Annotated in this window: 16 protein-coding genes; 11 read left to right on the forward strand and 5 right to left on the reverse strand. The window is 64.0% G+C overall.

Features of this window, described 5'->3' with window-relative positions:
- Nucleotides 1-2 precede the first annotated feature (2 nt).
- Together QZY07_RS10790 and rapA are read left to right on the forward strand one after the other, a co-directional pair.
- Nucleotides 3-704 (forward strand): Uma2 family endonuclease, encoded by a 702-nt coding sequence (locus tag QZY07_RS10790; protein WP_295402346.1) that lies wholly within the window; start codon nt 3-5, stop codon nt 702-704.
- Between the two features lie 30 nt (nt 705-734).
- The gene (rapA, locus tag QZY07_RS10795; RefSeq protein ID WP_295402347.1) at nt 735-3,524 is read left to right on the forward strand and encodes an RNA polymerase-associated protein RapA; all 2,790 of its coding nucleotides are present in this window, start codon (nt 735-737) and stop codon (nt 3,522-3,524) included.
- Nucleotides 3,525-3,579: 55 nt separating this feature from the next.
- Here the strand turns inward: rapA and QZY07_RS10800 are convergent, their stop codons facing one another.
- On the reverse strand, nt 3,580-4,146 hold the full coding sequence (locus tag QZY07_RS10800; protein ID WP_295402349.1) for an NUDIX hydrolase: 567 nt from the start codon (nt 4,144-4,146) through the stop codon (nt 3,580-3,582).
- A 371-nt stretch (nt 4,147-4,517) separates the two neighbouring features.
- Here QZY07_RS10800 and phoB point away from each other — a divergent pair, with 371 nt between their 5' ends.
- Together phoB and phoR are read left to right on the forward strand one after the other, a co-directional pair.
- Nucleotides 4,518-5,204: a phosphate regulon transcriptional regulator PhoB gene (gene phoB / locus QZY07_RS10805; protein WP_295402351.1), complete on the forward strand. Its 687-nt coding sequence runs from the start codon at nt 4,518-4,520 to the stop codon at nt 5,202-5,204.
- Between the two features lie 38 nt (nt 5,205-5,242).
- A complete protein-coding gene (gene phoR / locus QZY07_RS10810; RefSeq protein WP_295402353.1) occupies nt 5,243-6,547 on the forward strand; it encodes a phosphate regulon sensor histidine kinase PhoR in 1,305 nt (434 codons plus the stop codon).
- 154 nt (nt 6,548-6,701) lie between these two features.
- On the opposite strand, the gene ihfB is transcribed toward phoR, so the two are convergent.
- From ihfB to aroA, 4 genes are all read right to left on the reverse strand, one after another.
- Nucleotides 6,702-7,040 (reverse strand): integration host factor subunit beta, encoded by a 339-nt coding sequence (gene ihfB, locus QZY07_RS10815; protein ID WP_295402354.1) that lies wholly within the window; start codon nt 7,038-7,040, stop codon nt 6,702-6,704.
- Nucleotides 7,041-7,112: 72 nt separating this feature from the next.
- Nucleotides 7,113-8,792 (reverse strand): 30S ribosomal protein S1, encoded by a 1,680-nt coding sequence (rpsA, locus tag QZY07_RS10820; protein WP_295402356.1) that lies wholly within the window; start codon nt 8,790-8,792, stop codon nt 7,113-7,115.
- Between the two features lie 167 nt (nt 8,793-8,959).
- Nucleotides 8,960-9,628 carry a (d)CMP kinase gene (gene cmk / locus QZY07_RS10825; protein WP_295402358.1) on the reverse strand — a complete coding sequence of 223 codons (669 nt, stop codon included), beginning with the start codon at nt 9,626-9,628 and terminating at the stop codon, nt 8,960-8,962.
- Complete coding sequence (gene aroA, locus QZY07_RS10830) at nt 9,625-10,959, reverse strand: 3-phosphoshikimate 1-carboxyvinyltransferase (protein ID WP_295402360.1); 1,335 nt, start codon at nt 10,957-10,959, stop codon at nt 9,625-9,627. Before aroA ends, cmk begins: the two co-directional genes overlap by 4 nt.
- Before the next feature lie 215 nt (nt 10,960-11,174).
- Here aroA and QZY07_RS10835 point away from each other — a divergent pair, with 215 nt between their 5' ends.
- The 7 genes from QZY07_RS10835 to QZY07_RS10865 all read left to right on the forward strand — a co-directional run.
- Nucleotides 11,175-11,471 (forward strand): PilZ domain-containing protein, encoded by a 297-nt coding sequence (locus QZY07_RS10835; protein ID WP_295402361.1) that lies wholly within the window; start codon nt 11,175-11,177, stop codon nt 11,469-11,471.
- 86 nt (nt 11,472-11,557) lie between these two features.
- Nucleotides 11,558-11,782 (forward strand): DUF2835 domain-containing protein, encoded by a 225-nt coding sequence (locus QZY07_RS10840; protein WP_295402363.1) that lies wholly within the window; start codon nt 11,558-11,560, stop codon nt 11,780-11,782.
- A 104-nt stretch (nt 11,783-11,886) separates the two neighbouring features.
- Entirely contained in the window at nt 11,887-12,996 is a 1,110-nt protein-coding gene (locus QZY07_RS10845) for a DUF2239 family protein (protein WP_295402364.1), read from the forward strand.
- Nucleotides 12,997-13,265: 269 nt separating this feature from the next.
- Nucleotides 13,266-14,438 carry a methyl-accepting chemotaxis protein gene (locus tag QZY07_RS10850; RefSeq protein WP_295402366.1) on the forward strand — a complete coding sequence of 391 codons (1,173 nt, stop codon included), beginning with the start codon at nt 13,266-13,268 and terminating at the stop codon, nt 14,436-14,438.
- A 17-nt stretch (nt 14,439-14,455) separates the two neighbouring features.
- A complete protein-coding gene (locus tag QZY07_RS10855; RefSeq protein ID WP_295402368.1) occupies nt 14,456-14,824 on the forward strand; it encodes a response regulator in 369 nt (122 codons plus the stop codon).
- Between the two features lie 38 nt (nt 14,825-14,862).
- Nucleotides 14,863-15,192, forward strand: a complete 330-nt coding sequence (locus QZY07_RS10860) for an STAS domain-containing protein (RefSeq protein WP_295402369.1) — start codon at nt 14,863-14,865, stop codon at nt 15,190-15,192.
- The coding region (locus QZY07_RS10865) for an Hpt domain-containing protein (RefSeq protein ID WP_295402371.1) at nt 15,189-16,538 on the forward strand (1,350 nt) is incomplete at its 3' end. The genes QZY07_RS10860 and QZY07_RS10865, both read left to right, overlap by 4 nt.

Here is a 16,538-nt window from a genome sequence, read left to right on the forward strand (position 1 = left end):
CCCTGTCCCGTATCGATCCCGATGACCCCTATCCGCAGAGCGATGGCGAACCGATGGCCGAGAATACTCTGCAATATGACTGGATCGTCAAGCTCAAGGAAAATCTCGAACTCCGTTTCGCCGATCGCCCGGATGTCTTCGTGGCCGGCGATCTGTTCTGGTATCCCGTGGCGGATCGGCGGATTACCGGCCCCCTGGCGCCGGATGTGCTGGTCGCCTTCGGACGCCCCAAGGGACCGCGCGGCTGTTATAAACAATGGGAAGAGGGTGGGATTGCCCCGCAGGTCGTCTTCGAGGTGCTCTCGCCCTCGAACAGCGCCAAGGAATTGCGCGACAAGCGCGACTTTTACGAAACCTACGGGGTCGAGGAATACTACCTCTACGATCCCGAGCGCAACCGACTGGAGATCTGGCTGCGACAGGGCGAGCGATTGCAGCCGGTCTCGCATCTGAACGGTTGGGTCAGCCCGCGGCTTGACATTCGTTTCGCGTTGGGCCGGGAGCGTTTGGAGGTGTTTCACCCCGATGGAAGTCCCTTTCGTTCGCCGCTGGAAATGGCCCTCCTGGCGCAAGAGGAGCGGCAACGCGCGGAACAGGCCGACCGGCGCGCAACGCAGTCCGATCTGCGCGCGGAGCAGGAATATCAGCGAGCGGAGACGTTGGCCGCGCGGTTGCGGGCGCTGGGTCTGGATCCCGATGCCTGAGCGAATCACGATGGGATACCGAACTTGGTCATGTTGACAGCATGTGAATTTCTCCCCGGCCAACGCTGGCTGAGCGAAACCCAGGGCGAACTGGGCCTGGGCCTGGTCGAGGCCGTCGAGGGTCGCCATGTTCGGATGGCCTATCCGGCGACCGGCGAAACCCGTCTCTACGCGATGCGCGAGGCCCCGCTGGCGCGGGTCGAGATCGCCGCCGGCGAACGTATCCGCGATCGCGCCGGGCAGGCGCTGCGGGTGCTGGAGACCCGCTCGCGCGATGGCCTGCTCACCTATCGCTGCGAGACGCCGGACGGCGGCGTCCGCGAACTCCCGGAATCCGAGTTGGACGATCGTCTGCATCTCAACCGGCCTCGCCAACGTCTGCTGGCCGGCCGGATCGACAGCGATCGGTGGTTCACGCTGCGCTATCGGACTTGGTTGCAGGGGATGCGGGAGGCCGATTCGCCGATCCTGGGTCTGCTGGGCGCGCGGGTCGCCCTGATTCCGCATCAGCTCGCGCTCGCGGCGGAGGTGGCCGGGCGCGATGCGCCGCGCGTGCTGCTGGCCGACGAGGTCGGGCTCGGCAAGACCATCGAGGCCGGGTTGATTCTGCACCGGATGCTGCTCACCGGACGGGCGCGGCGGGTCTTGATCGTCACGCCCGAGCCGCTGCTGCATCAGTGGCTGGTGGAGATGCGGCGGCGTTTCAATCTGCGCTTCGCGCTGTTCGACCGCGCGCGTTTCGAGGCCATCGCCGAGTCCAATCCCTTTCAGGCCGAGCAACAGGTGATCTGTAGCCTGGATCTGCTGGTCGCGCGGCCGGACGCGGGGCGCGCCGTGCTGGACGGGCAGTGGGATCTGCTGGTGGTCGACGAGGCCCATCATCTGTCCTGGTCCGAGTCGGGCGCCAGTCCGGAATACGCCCTGGTCGCGGCACTGGCCGAACGCACGCCCGGCGTGCTGCTGCTGACCGCCACCCCCGAGCAGTTAGGCCGGGCCGGTCATTTCGGGCGTCTGCGTCTGCTCGATCCGGCGCGCTTTCACGATTATGCGGTGTTCCGGGACGAGGAGACGCGCTATGCGCCGGTCGCCGCGTTGGCCGCGCGCCTGCTGGATGACGAAGCCCTGACCGAATCCGACCGGAAGCTGTTGCGCGCGCTGCCGGGCGATCTCGACGGGCTGGGCCGGGAGGCGCTCATCGAACAGTTGGTGGACCGGCACGGCACCGGCCGGGTGCTGTTTCGCAACACCCGCGCCGCCATCCATGGCTTTCCGGAACGCCGGCTGTTGTCCCAGGTCTTGCCCGAACCGGACGCCTATCGCGCGCTAACGGCGGACGCCGTGGTGCGTCTGACGCCTGAGCAGGCGTTCGGTCCGGGTTGGAGCGAACTCGATCCGCGCATTGACTGGCTGATCGCCACCCTGCGCGCGCTGCGTCCGGCCAAGATGCTGCTGATCTGCGCCCACGCCCGGACCGTGCTGGAGCTGCGCGAGGCGCTGCTGCGGCGCGCTGGTATCCATGCGGCGATCTTCCACGAAGGCATGGAGATCGTCGAGCGCGACCGGGCCGCGGCCTATTTCGCCGCCGTCGAGGATGGCACTCAGATTCTGCTGTGCTCGGAGATCGGCAGCGAGGGGCGGAATTTTCAGTTCGTGCATCATCTGGTGCTGTTCGATCTGCCGCTGGAACCGGATCTGCTGGAACAGCGCATCGGTCGGCTCGACCGCATCGGTCAGACCGAGACCATCCGCATCCATGTCCCGGTGTTGACCGGCGGCCCCGGCGAGGTGCTGTTTCGCTGGTACGCCGAGGGCTTGGGCGCCTTCGACTCGCTCTGTCCGGCCGCGCCGGCCGTCTTCGCCCGCCTGCGCGAATCGCTCCTGGCCGCGCTGGACGATCCGGCCGGAACCGCGGCGCTGCTCGAAGCGGCACGTCGTCTCACCGCCCAGATCAACGCGGAACTGTCCGCCGGGCGGGATCGTCTGCTGGAACTGCATTCGCATCGCCCCGCCGTCTCCGCCGCCCTGGTGGACGCCATCGAGGAAGCGGATGCGAGTGGAGACGCGGCCGAGTATCTGCGGCGCTTCTGGGACGCCTTCGGGGTCGAACATGAGCCCGGCCCCGGTGGTTCGGTAGTGGTGCGTCCCGGTCCTCACATGTTGCACGACACCTATCCCGGCCTGCCGGAAGAGGGACTCACGACGACCTTCGCGCGCGCCGACGCGCTGGCCCACGAGGATCGCGAATTTCTGACCTGGGAACACCCCATGGCGCGCGCGACCATGGAACTGCTGACCGCCTCGGATCTGGGCGCCGCCACCATGACCATCCGGCGCGATGGGGGGCTCAAGCGACCGACCTTGCTGCTGGAGATGCTCTACGTGGCCGAGTGTCCGGCGCCGCCTGAGTTGCAGGTCGGCCGCTTTCTGCCGCCGACCGTGGTGCGTCTGCTGCTGGACGCGGAGGGCAGGGATCTGTCCGACGCGATCGCGCACGATGCCTTGCCGGGCGAGTGTCTGACCCAGAACCTCAAGCTCGCCCGGTCGGTGGTCCAGTCCCAGGCGGCCCGTCTCGCCACCCTGCTCAAGCGCGGCGAGGTGCTGGCGCACCAGGCGCTCGGGGCGCTGGAGACGGACGCGCTGGCGCGCATGCAGACATTGCTCGGTGCCGAACTGGAGCGCCTGACCGCCCTGGCGCGGGTCAATCCCACGGTCCGTCCGGACGAGATCGAACGCCTGCGCGCGCGGCGCGCGGCGCTTGGACGCGCGCTGACCCGAACCGATCTGCGTCTGGATGCGCTGCGGGTGGTGGTGATGGCGTAGAAGCAAGGCAATGCCTTGTCTCTACGTCATCATCGGTAGGCAATTCACGCATCCGTCAGCAGCCAGGATCTTCGGCGAGCATGTCGACCGCGCTTTTGATCAACGCGCCGGCGCGATAAAGCCCGATCAGGGTTTTGCTGTCGGTGATGGTGCCATCGTGACACCAGTCCAGCGCCTGACCCAGCGGTAGCCAATGGACTTCGATCACCTCGCCGTGTTCGTGGGCCAGCGGCTGAGTGGTGAGCCCGCGCGCGAGCCAGAGATGAATCACCTCGGTGAAGATGCCGGGAGAACTGTGCATCAAACCGAGTTCGGTCCAGTCCGCGGCCAGCAGTCCCGCCTCCTCCAGAAGTTCGCGGCTGACCGTGTCGAAGGGCGATTCGCCCGGATCGATCCGTCCCGCCGGAAGCTCCCACAGCCAACCCTGGCTGGCGTGACGGAACTGTCGCAGCAGACAGACCCGGTCCTGGTCATCCAATGCGACTGCGGCGGCACCTCCCGGATGATGTACGATCTCAAGTTCAACCTGATCGCCGTTGGGTAGTTCCACGGTCTCAAGGGCAATCTCGATCACTCGACCTTGATAGATTGGTTCGCGTTTCAGGACTTGGCCTTCGCTCATCGACAGTTCCTCATGATGTTTGGCCCGATCGTCAACCGCGTTTGGACGGCGATGCGGAGTTGCTGCAAGGGTGCGATCTCGCATGACCTCGACAAGCGGCGTCATGGGCGCGGTTTCAGGGATCATCATCGCCGACCACCGCCTCCAGGTCGAGGGTTGAGAAGCCGGTCGGCGACCCCTCGGGTGGCCCGCGGATCGCGTCCGATGCCGACGGCGGTCGACACGGTCATCCGACCGTAACCAGACGTCAATAAACTAGCCCCAGATCGGTTTGCGACGGGCGGCTTCGATGGACGCTGCCACGGCGCGGATGACGGTTCTCTCTCGGCGCCCCGAACGCGGCGCTCAGTTTCCCTTAAGGACTCATGGCTATGGCAACCATTCTTGTCGTCGACGATGAACCGGATATCCGCGAGGTGATCCGTTTCGCGCTGGAAAACGCACAGTTCCGAGTCATCGAGGCCGGTCATGCGGACGATGCCCGCAAGCTGCTCTCTAACGAAAGCCCGGATCTGATCCTGCTCGACTGGATGCTGCCCGGACGCTCCGGCCTGGAACTCGCCCAGCAGCTCAAACAGAGTCCCAAGACGCGAGGCCTGCCGATCATCATGATCAGTGCGCGCGGCGAGGAGGAGGATCGCGTCAAGGGTCTGGATACGGGCGCGGACGACTATATCGCCAAGCCGTTCTCGCCGCGCGAAATGGTCGCCCGCGTCAAGGCGGTGCTGCGCCGGACCCGGCCCGACGAGCTGGCCGACGAGATCGAGATCGGCGGTTTGTGCATCGATCATATCAGCCACCGGGTCAGCGTGGACGGTCGCGCGGTCGAGGTCGCGCCGACCGAATACCGTCTGCTGCATTTTTTCATGACCCATGCCGATCGTGCGTTCAGCCGCACGCAGCTGCTCGATCAGGTTTGGGGCGATCAGGTCTATGTGGAGGAGCGCACCGTGGATGTGCATGTTCGCCGCCTGCGCAAGGCACTGGAACCCTCTGGCCATGACCGTCTGCTGCAAACGGTGCGCGGCGTCGGCTACCGTTTTTCAGACAAATCTTGAACATTGTGTCGGCCGTCTTTGGGGCTGGGAGAGTGTTCATGCAAGGCGCTCTGCTCTTTGAACTGAGCTTTCTGCTGGTGCCGCTCGCGGTCGGCAGCGGGCTCTGGCTGTCTGGCGCCAGTCCCGCCTGGGTCTGGCCGCTGGCGCTGCTGCCCTATCTGGCGCGCAATCTCTATTACATGCACCGGCTCGCCATCCTGATCCGCCGTCATCATCGGCTGGCTCCCCCCTTTCCGCGCGGGCTGTGGGGCGAACTCTATCGCAGCATCGCCCGCTATCAACAGCGCGGGCGCAAGAGCCGCAAGCGGCAAATTCGCTTCTCACGGCGTTTTCGCGAGGCCGCCAACGCCGTGCCCGATGCGCTGGTCATTCTCGATAAACAGCTCCGCGTCGACTGGGCGAATCCGGCGGCGGCCAGGCTGATGAATATCCGCTGGCCCGAGGATGACGAGCGTCGTTTCACGGAACTCCTGACGAACTCGGATCTTGAGCACTTCATCGAGGCGGGCGACTACATGCGTCCCCTGGACATCGCGCCGGCGCACAATCGCGCCATCATGCTGTCGCTGCGGATCACGCCCTTCGGCGAGCGCAAGAAGCAACGTCTGGTGGTCGGGCGCGACATCACCAAGATCTACCATCTGAACATGATCCGCCGCGATTTCGTGGCCAATGCCTCGCATGAGCTGCGCACGCCCCTGACCGTCATTGCCGGCTTCCTGGAGCCGTTGATCGAGGCGCCGATCACGCCGGACAGCCATCGCCGGCCGCTCTCGCTGATGTTCCATCAGACCGAGCGCATGTGCTCGATCATCGAGGATCTGCTCACTCTCTCGCGGCTGGAGATGCACGACAGTCCCGACGCGCAGACGGTTGTCGATGTGCCGGACGAGTTGCATCTGATCCTGCAGGAGGCGCAGGCGCTCAGCAATGGGCAACACCAGTTCGAGACGCGGATCGAGGACGATCTGTTGCTGGTCGGGAATCAGCCGGAGCTTCGCAGCGGCTTCTCGAATCTCGTCTTCAACGCCGTCAAACATACGCCGCCTGGCAGCAAAATTTCGATTTGCTGGCGTTGCGAAGCGGAGGGCGCGCTATTTTCGGTCGAGGACAATGGCCCAGGGATTGCGCAGGTGCATCTGCCGCGTCTCACGGAGCGGTTTTATCGCGTCGATGGTGCCCGCTCGCGCGATTCCGGTGGGACCGGACTGGGTCTTGCGATCGTCAAGCATGTGTTGAATCGGCACGATGCGCGCTTGTGGGTCTCTAGCGAGGTCGGCAAGGGCACGGTCTTTTACTGCCGCTTTCCGCCGAAACGCGGTATTTCGCCGCGTCCGGAGTAAAACGGGAATGGATTGATGGACACTTTCTAAGCGCCGGACGACCCTGTGCCGTGCCGACTTGCGAACCGTCCCGACGGTAGCGGGATTCGCCAGTTTGAGCGGATCGAAAGATGAAACAGACCGGGTGGTGCGCTGTTGGGTCGATTCAGCGTGATTAGCGGGCGGCGACGACGGGAATCCTGTCCGACTCCTCGGCCTCCCGCGATTCCTGAAAGGCCTCGTTAACCCGATCCCGGAGTTCCTTGCCGGGCTTGAAATGGGGAACGTGCTTACCGGCCAGGGCGACCGAGTCGCCGGTTTTCGGATTGCGCCCGATGCGTGGTGGGCGGTAATGCAGCGAAAAACTCCCGAATCCGCGAATTTCGATTCGCTCTCCGGACGCGAGCGCGCCAGTCATGCGCTCGAGGATCTTTCGAACCGCCACTTCGACATCTTTATAGGGAAGATGGTCCTGTTCGGCGGCCAGAATGTCGATCAGCTCCGATTTCGTCATAAGTATCGACTCCTGGGAAAAGCCCCGCGGGATCCAGCGTTGGATCCCGCATCCTAATGGAAGCGGCGGGAATCAGCTCCCCCGCTGTGCCTCTTCCATCTGCTCCTTGAGAATGTCGCCCAGGCTGGTGCCGCTGGAGGCGTCGCGCGAGTAACCCTTGATCGCCGACTGCTCTTCTTCCATGTCCTTCGCCTTCATGGACAGCGAGAGGGTGCGGTTCTTGCGGTCGACGCCGAGGAACTTGGCCTCGATCTCCTCGCCAACCTTCAGCACCGCGCGGGCGTCCTCGATGCGATCGCGATTGATCTCGGAGGCACGCAGGTAGCCCTCGACGCCGTCGGCCAGGGTGATGGTCGCGCCCTTGGGATCGACCTCGGACACCACGCCAGTCACGACGCAGCCCTTTTCATGCAGCGCCACGAAGCTGGAGAAGGGATCCTTGTCGAGCTGCTTGACGCCCAGCGAGATGCGCTCGCGCTCGGGATCGACCGACAGCACGACGGTTTCCAGCTCGTCGCCCTTCTTATAGCGACGCAGTGCCTGTTCGCCGGCCTCGTCCCAGGAGATGTCGGAGAGATGCACCAGACCGTCGATGCCGCCGTCCAGCCCGATGAAGATGCCGAAGTCGGTGATCGACTTGATCTTGCCGGAGACATGATCGCCCTTCTTGTGGGTGACCGCGAACTCGTCCCAGGGATTCATGGCGCATTGCTTGATGCCGAGCGAGATGCGGCGACGCTCCTCGTCGATATCCAGCACCATGACCTCGACCTCGTCGCCCAGCGACACGATCTTGCTCGGGTGGATGTTCTTGTTGGTCCAGTCCATTTCGGAGACGTGAACCAGACCCTCGACGCCTTCCTCGATCTCGACGAAGCAGCCGTAGTCGGCGATGTTGGTGACCTTGCCGAAGACGCGGGTGCTTTCCGGATAGCGGCGCGAGATGTTGACCCAGGGATCCTCGCCCATCTGCTTGAGGCCGAGCGACACGCGCTGACGCTCGCGATCGAATTTGAGCACCTTGACGGTGACCTCGTCGCCGATCTCGACCACTTCGGACGGATGCTTGACACGTCGCCAGGCCATGTCGGTGATGTGCAGCAGGCCATCGATGCCGCCCATGTCCAGGAAGGCGCCATAGTCGGTCAGGTTCTTGACGACACCCTTGACCTCCATGCCTTCTTCCAGGTTCTTGAGCAGGGTATCGCGCTCGGCGCTGTATTCTTCCTCGACCACGGCGCGCCGCGAGACCACCACGTTGTTGCGCTTGCGGTCAAGCTTGATGACCTTGAATTCCTGTTCCTTGCCTTCGAGATAGGCGGTGTCGCGCACCGGGCGGACATCGACCAGCGAACCCGGCAGGAAAGCGCGCACCGCGCCCAGATCGACGGTGAATCCGCCCTTGACCTTGCCGTTGATCATGCCCTTGACGGTGTCGGCGTTCTCGAAGGCCTTTTCCAGGAAATCCCACGACGCGAAGCGCTTCGCCTTCTCGCGCGAGAGACGGGTGATGCCAAAGCCGTCCTCGACGGCGTCGAGCGCCACTTCCACCTGATCGCCGACGGCGACTTCCAGGAGGCCCTCGGGGCTGATGAACTGGCTGCGCGGAACCACGCCCTCGGACTTGAGTCCGGCGTTGATCACGACATTGTCCGCCGTGATCTCGACGACCGTTCCCATGAGGATGGAGCCCGGCTGGAGCTGGGTGGTGTTCAGACTCTGTTCAAAAAGTTCGGCAAAGCTTTCGGTCATGAGATCCAATTATCCTGAAATACGGCGCGCTAGCCCGCCCCATCCGGAGCGAGGGGTATGGTTGAAATGAAAAGGCCGGCGCAATCGGCGCCGACCCTATTGTCTGGGCTGATCCGGTCCGCGATCGAGTCAAGCTCGATGACGGGCGCGGCATTGCCCCCTCAAGATCAAAAGACCAGTCCCGGGAAGACGCGCCTCACCTCTTCCAGGACCCGATCGAGCACTTCATCAATGGACAGGGCGGTTGAATCCACCATGACCGCATCCTCGGCGGCGCGCAGCGGAGCGGCCAAACGGGCGCGGTCAGCGGTATCCCGCTCGCGAATGTCCTCAATCAGACGCGGAAGATTAGCATCCAATCCCTTTTCTATCAACTGTTTATACCGACGATTCGCACGCACCTCGGGACTCGCGTCGAGGAAGATTTTCAAGGGCGCGCGCGGGAACACCACCGTGCCCATATCGCGTCCGTCGGCGACCAGCCCCGGTGGAAGGGCGCACCGGCGCTGCCAATCCATCAGGGCGGCGCGCACCGGCGGATGGACCGCGACGCGCGAGGCGGACATGCCCGCCTGCTCGGTACGGATCGCCTCGGTCACATCGTCGCCGTCCAGCAGCAAACGGCCTTCGGCGAAGGCGAGCGGGAGGTTGTTCGCGAGCGTCGCCAGGGCGTCAGGATCGTCGAGTGCCAGTCCGCGGCGCTCGGCGGCGAGTCCCAACACTCGATAGAGCGCGCCGCTGTCCAGGGTCTGCCAGCCAAGCCGCTCGGCGAGCCGGGCGGCGATCGTTCCCTTGCCCGTGCCGGAGGGGCCGTCGATCGCGATGACCGGGATCAAGGCCGGACTTCCGCGATCCCGAGACCGCAGCCGGCCGCCAGGTCCGCGAAGCCCGGAAAGGAGGTCTCCACATTGGCGCAGTCGCGAATCTTGATGGGACCGCTTGCCCGCAGTCCGGCCATCGCGAAGGACATGGCGATGCGGTGATCGCCATGCGCGTCGATGTCGCCCGTGGTCATGGTGGAACCCAACTGGCCACCGACGATGCGGATGCCGTCCGGGAGCGGCTCGGCGAGGATGCCGAGTTGGTTCAGACCATCCGCCATGACCTGAATCCGGTCGCTCTCTTTCACCCGCAGTTCCTCGGCGCCGGTCAGGACGGTTTCGCCCTCGGCGCAGGCGGCGGCGATGAAGATGGCGGGAAACTCGTCGATGGCGAGCGGCACCTGATCCAAGGGGATGCGGATTCCCTTGAGACGAGCGCAGCAGACCCGAATATCGGCCAGCGGTTCGCCGCCGGCGGCGCGCCGGTCGATCAATTCGATGTCAGCACCCATGCCGCGCAAGATATTGATAATCCCGACGCGGGTGGGATTGATGCCGACCGCTTCGAGCAGCAGGTCGGACCCGGGCGCGATGCTGGCGCCGACGAGAAAAAACGCCGCCGAAGAGATGTCGCCCGGAATCGCCAGCCGACAGCCGCTGAGCCGTCCGCCGCCCGTCAGACACACCTTGCAACCCTGACGGCGGATCGAATAGCCGAAGGCGGTCAGCATGCGCTCGGTGTGGTCGCGGGTGCGCGCCGGCTCGGTCACGCAGGTCTCGCCCGCGGCGTAGAGGCCGGCGAGCAGAACGCTCGATTTGACCTGGGCGCTGGCTACCGGCATTGCATAGTCGATGCCCGTCAACTGGGGGACGGGCGCGATGAGCAGCGGCGCGGTGGCCGTTTCGCTGGAGTCGATGCGCGCGCCCATCATGGTCAATGGATCGGTCACGCGGCGCATGGGACGGCGCGACAGCGAGTCGTCGCCGACGAGCGTGACCGGGAAGGACTGACCGGCCAGCAAACCGGCCAGCAATCGCATGGAGGTGCCAGAATTACCCAGGTCGAGCGCGCCATCGGGCGCGCTCAGTCCGCGCATGCCCACGCCGCGCACCCGCACCTGACCGGCGTCGGGGCCGTCGATCGCGACGCCCATCCGGCGGAAGGCCGCCAGGGTCGCCAGCGAATCCGCGCCTTCGAGAAAGCCGCCGATGCGCGTTTCTCCCTCGGCGAGGGCCGCCAACATGATGGAGCGATGAGAGATCGACTTGTCGCCGGGTACCCGCAGGCGCCCGGTCAAGGCGCCGCCAGGCGAGATCTGAAATCGGAGGTCGGTTGCCGCGGCCAATGGGACTCCCGCGCTCGCGCGGTCGGATTGAGACAAACTCGCGAGTTTAGTCCTGCACGGGAGAGCGGTAAACCAATTATTGAAGGGCGGAACAGGGTCCGAGGCGCTCGCTGAATCTTGCGATCACGGTGCCGGGTCATCGTGTGGCAAAATGGGTTCAAGTCCGAGGTGGTGGCCCGATCAATCATGTGCTGACTCATGGGGAAAGACAAATAATGAAATTACGAGATGACGAGCGGCGGGATTTCATGCGCCTGGCGACCGAGGCCGATGCGAGCGTCACCCGTCTGACAACGGGTCAGACGCTGTTGACCAGGCTGGTCAATCTGAGCGCTTCAGGGTGTGCGTTTTTCGCCGAGACACCCATGGAACAGGACGAGGAAATCGAGTTCATGGTGCAAGGCGCCAGCAAACGCATCGAACCGCTCAAGCGGGCCGCGCGCGTGGTCAGGGTGACGCAAGGCGAGGCGAGCCATCTCATCGCGGTCGAATTTTTGGTCGACCCCGACTGAATAACGATGTCTCGGGCATGTCGGTCCGGTGCGCGGGCGTGCGATCCCGCCGTCGCGATCGACGCCCGCCACCCCTGGCCAGAATCATGCAGCGATTCTATTTTAGCCTTGAAATTACGGCATCCGAGTATCTGCGTTATTACCGGGGCAGCGCGGCCAGGGTGGTCGTTCGCGCCCAGGATGGGCGGAGTCTGTCCTTGCCCGCCGCGAATCTGCGGCGCTTTGTCGCCGCCGATGGCGTGCGGGGCAGATTCCGGCTGACCGTGGACGACGAGAATCGCATGGTCTCCCTGGAACGCGATCAAATCTAAAGAATCGGGCGTGTCCGCCGATAGCTGAACCGAGTCCATCGTTTTCGGAGCCCGCCGTGATCAATATCCATTCCTATTCCGCATCCCAAGCGAATTTCCGTTCCTTGACAACCGCGAGCCAGGTCGCGAGTCAGGGACTCAAAACCTTAAACGAGCCCGCAAAAGCGCCGCCCAGCCTTCAGGACTCGGGCGCGCTCAGTGCGCTGGCGCGCGAAATTCCGGGCATGGAGGCCACCGCGTTCAGCAATCTGGACGCCAGCGAATACACCCCCGACAAGATTGCCGACCGGATCGGCCAATTCGTCGCGCTGGGTCTGGACAATGCCCGCGCCCAGGGGAAGTCGGAGGAAGAGGTGCAGTCGCTCTACGACAGCGCCATGAAGGGTGTCGAACAGGGTTTCAAGGAGGCCAAGGAGATCCTCAAGAATTTGGATCTGCTCGGCGGCGGCATCGGCGAGCAGGTGAAGGCGACCGAGGATGCCACCTTTGCCGCCCTGGAAAAATTATCGCCGGCCAATCGGTCGCAGGGCGTCGCCGGAGCGGCGACGCTCGGAATGGCCTCCGCCCAGCGCTATCAGCGTGCCGAGGATTTTAATCTGAGCCTGCAAACCAAGGATGGCGATACGGTCAAGATTAGTTTCAGCCGCGATTTTGCCGCCCAGCAGAGCAATGCCACCGTCATGGACGAGCAGGGCAATCGGGTGTCGCTGATGGATTTCAGCCAGAGCGAGAGCAGCGGCTATCAACTCAAGGTGGAAGGGAATCTGAGCGTGGAGGAGATCGACGCGATTCAGGCACTGGTGTCGGATATCGGCAAGGTGGCGAATGACTTTTTCCGGGGGGACGTGGAAAAGGCTTTCGCCCAGGTGTCGAATGTCGCCTTCGACGATTCGCAACTGGCGTCGATGAATCTGCGCATGAGCCGGACCGAGCAATCCAGCGCCGTCCAGCAGTATCAACAGACCCAGCAACTGGAAAATCCGGAGCAGGCCCAGTCCGGCCGCCGTCTGGGGCATCTGATGCGCGAGATGGGCGACAGTTTCCAGAATCCCGCCCTGGAGTTCCTGAGTCAGGCTCGCGAGGCCGCCAGCCAGATCATGCGCGGGCTGGTTGAGCAGGACAGTCGTTTCCAGGATGCCTCTCCCGAGCGGCAGTCGAAGTATCGGGACGACATGGAGCGGCTGTTGAGCGCGGTCGCGGGTCCGTCTGCCTAAAGCGCTCCTGGTCCTGGACGCGGCGTTGATTGAACGATTGGGTTCGCGGGCGCGCGCGAACCTGTCGGTCGACGCGGTTCGGCCTTCTTGCCACGAATCCGCGTACCGCGTAGGATCGCTGGCTCGACAAACAAGCCTTGCGAAGGGTGTTTCAAGAGTCGTTTTCCGGGGACTGGCGCCTGAGCCGGACTCACGGAATCCACTCCCCGCGCGTTGTCATGAAGAGGTCGCAGGTGGCGAAAAGCGAACGATCGGAGCGAGTTCATGCCGTGCCTCCGCGTCCATGGAAAATCATTCTGCTCAGTCTGGCCGCGAGTCTCGCGCTCGTGGCCATGAATCCGGCGTCCCCGACCGCCTGGGCGCTGGCGTTTCTGTTCGTCCTGCTGGCGGCGCTGGTCGAATCTCTTCAGTGGAAAGAGGTCGCGGCGCTTCTGTCCGCCGCGCGTCTTGACGCGCGGCGCGAGCTGGATGAAAAGACCCGTCAGCTCGATGTCTGGACAACCGCCTTCGAGCGTCTTGGCATCGAACTCTTTCCGATCTTCGTGCGGCATATCGAGCATTCCCGGCGTCTCGCCGAGGACAGCGTCACCCATCTGTCGCAAACCTTTAGCAGCCTGGTGCTCGACCTGGAACAGGTGATTGCCGCCTCGCAGGCCAGCGGCGGGCAGGATCGTCTGATCGTCGGTCAATTTCAGGAGAGTCAGGCCACCTTGACCGAGGTCATTGGCGACTTCGAGAGTATTCTGCATCGTGAACTGGCGATGTCGGAACAGGTCAACCGCTTGGCCGGTTTTGGCGGCGAGATGCAACACATGGCGCAGGGTGTCCGCGCGGTTGCCGAGCAGATCAATCTGCTGGCGCTCAATGCCGCCATCGAGGCGGCGCGGGCCGGCGAGCAGGGACGCGGATTCGCGGTGGTGGCCGATGAAATCCGCAAGCTGGCGGGCACCTCGGCGGAGACCGGCGCCCGGATCAGCAAGAAGGTCGAGGAATTGGCGCGCTCGCTCGCGCAAACGCAGACGCTGGTGCAGGACTCCATGCGGAGCGCGGATGGCCTGGTCAAGGCGTCCGAGCAGAAGGTGGGCGAGGTGCTGTCCCGTTTGCGTCAGACCACCGAGACGATCAACGCGGACGCGGGTCGCCTGCGCCAACTGGGCGGGGCTATCCGCGAACAGATCGGGGCCTCGCTGGTCGACCTTCAGTTCCAGGATCGCACGAGCCAGGTGCTGGCCCATGTCTGCGAAGGGCTCGAACATTTGAGCGAGCGTCTCACGGTCTGTGCGCAGCACGACATGACGCAGCAACAGCAGGATATCCTGGATCTCGACCGGCTGCTGGCCCAGATGCTCGCCTCCTACAGCACGATCGAGGAACTCGATCTGCACCATGGCGGCGGCGCGTCCAAGGCGCGGGCAGAGGGTTCCGAACTGACCTTCTTTTGAATTGAACGGAGTCGGGTATGGCAAAAACCATCATGGTGGTCGACGATTCGGCATCCTTGCGCAATGTCGTCGGCATTGCGCTCAAGGGTGCGGGATATGACGTGATCGAAGCGGCCGATGGAAAGGATGCGCTCGCGAAACTGACCGGACAGAAAGTTCATCTGATCGTCAGCGATGTCAACATGCCCAACATGGATGGCATCACCTTGGTGCGGGAGCTGAAAAAATTGCCGAATTACAAATTTACGCCGATCATGATGCTCACCACCGAGAGCCAGCCCGAGAAGAAACAGGCCGCGCGTGACGCGGGTGCCAAGGCGTGGCTGCTCAAGCCCTTCCAGCCGCCGATGCTGCTGGATGCCGTGGCCAAACTGGTGCTCCCCTGAAGAGTCAGCGAAAGGCAATCAAGCGAGAGGCGCGCGCGATGAGTGCTGAAAAAACGAAGTCGGCACCGGATTCGGTGCTTGCACTGGAAGGCGAGCTAACGATCTATACCGTCACTCAAACCCTTGCGAGGTTGCGGGACTCTCTGAAGGAACACGGCTCCTGCGAGCTTGACCTCTCGGGGGTGACGGAGATCGACAGCGCGGGTCTGCAACTGTTGCTGTGGACCCGGCGGGCGGTCGCCGAACAGGGTGGGCGCTTCCATCTGGTCGGTCTCAGCGAGGCGGTCGCGCAAGTGATCGCCTTGCTACAGCTCGAACAGGTTTTGGGTAGCGGTTCCGCCGCGACGGCAGGGGAGGATCCGGCATGAATCTCGACAGCGCCCGACAGGCATTCATCCAAGAGGTGGCGGAGTTACTCCAGTCGATGGAGGATGCGCTCCTCGCGCTGGAGGACAATCCAGGGGATCCCGAATCCCTGGACGAGGTCTTCCGCGCCATGCACACCATCAAGGGGACGGGCGGGGTGTTCGGGTATACGCCCGTGGTGGACTTTACTCACATCGTCGAAACTTTGATGGATCAGGTGCGCTCCGGTCGGATGAGCCTGACCAAGCCACTGATCGAAACGCTGTTCGAGTGCCGCGATCACACCGCCCGCCTGCTCGATTTTATTGCCGCCGACGCCACCGGAGAGGCGCCGCTGGACGAGGATCTGCGGTGTGCCGGCGATGCCCTGCTGGCGCGTCTCGGGCAACCCCAGGAGCCGACAGCCGACACCGCGTCTCCGAGCGTCGAGGAAGACCCGAAATACCTCCCGGTCGCGAGCGACCTCTGGATGCTCAGCCTGGAGTTCGGGCGCAATGCCTTTCGCGACGGGATGGATCCCTTGTCGTTTCTGCGCTATCTGGGTTCGCTGGGGGACTTGGTCCATGTCGCGACCCTCTTTCCCGCCGCCGCGACCGATGGCGACGGTTTCGATCCGGAAAGCTGTTATCTGAGTTTCGGCATCGCCTTTCGCAGCGATGCCGATAAACCCACTATCGCCGGGGTTTTCGAGTTCGCCGACGAGGATTGCGAGATCCGCATCCTGGAGCCCGACTCGGCCCGCGCCCGCTATCTCGAACTGCTGGAGGCGCTGCCCGACGAACAGATCGGCTGTATCGGCGATCTGCTAGTCAGTATCGGCGCGCTGACTCCGCGCGAGCTGGCGCGCGCGCTGAAGACGCAGGACGAGACCGCGCAAGCCCCCGCATCCCCGGACGAACCGCCCGCCAAGCGGCGTCTGGGCGAGATCCTGGTCGAGCAGGGATCGATCAAACCGGCCGTGATCGAGCAGGCCGCCAAGACCCAAGAGGCCGCGCGCACCCGCCGCCAGGACGAGAGCCGCCAGATCCGCGTCGACGCCCAGCGTCTCGGCCATCTCATCGACCTGGTCGGCGAGCTGGTCACCAGCAGCGCCGCCATTCGCGTCATGGTCAAGCGCGCCGGCATCGAAGACATGACCGAAGTGGTCGACGGCGTCGACTACCTGGTCGCCGAGATCCGCGACAACGCCCTGCAACTGCGCATGGTGCCGATCGGCGAAAGCCTCTCGCGCTTTCGGCGCGTGGTGCGCGACGCCAGCCAGGAACTCGGCAAATCCATCGAACTGATCATCACCGGCGGCGAGACCGAACTCGACAAAACCGTGGTCGAAAAGATCACCGACCCGCTC

Origin of the sequence: uncultured Thiocystis sp., from assembly GCF_903866365.1 — a bacterium.
GTDB lineage: Bacteria > Pseudomonadota > Gammaproteobacteria > Chromatiales > Chromatiaceae > Chromatium.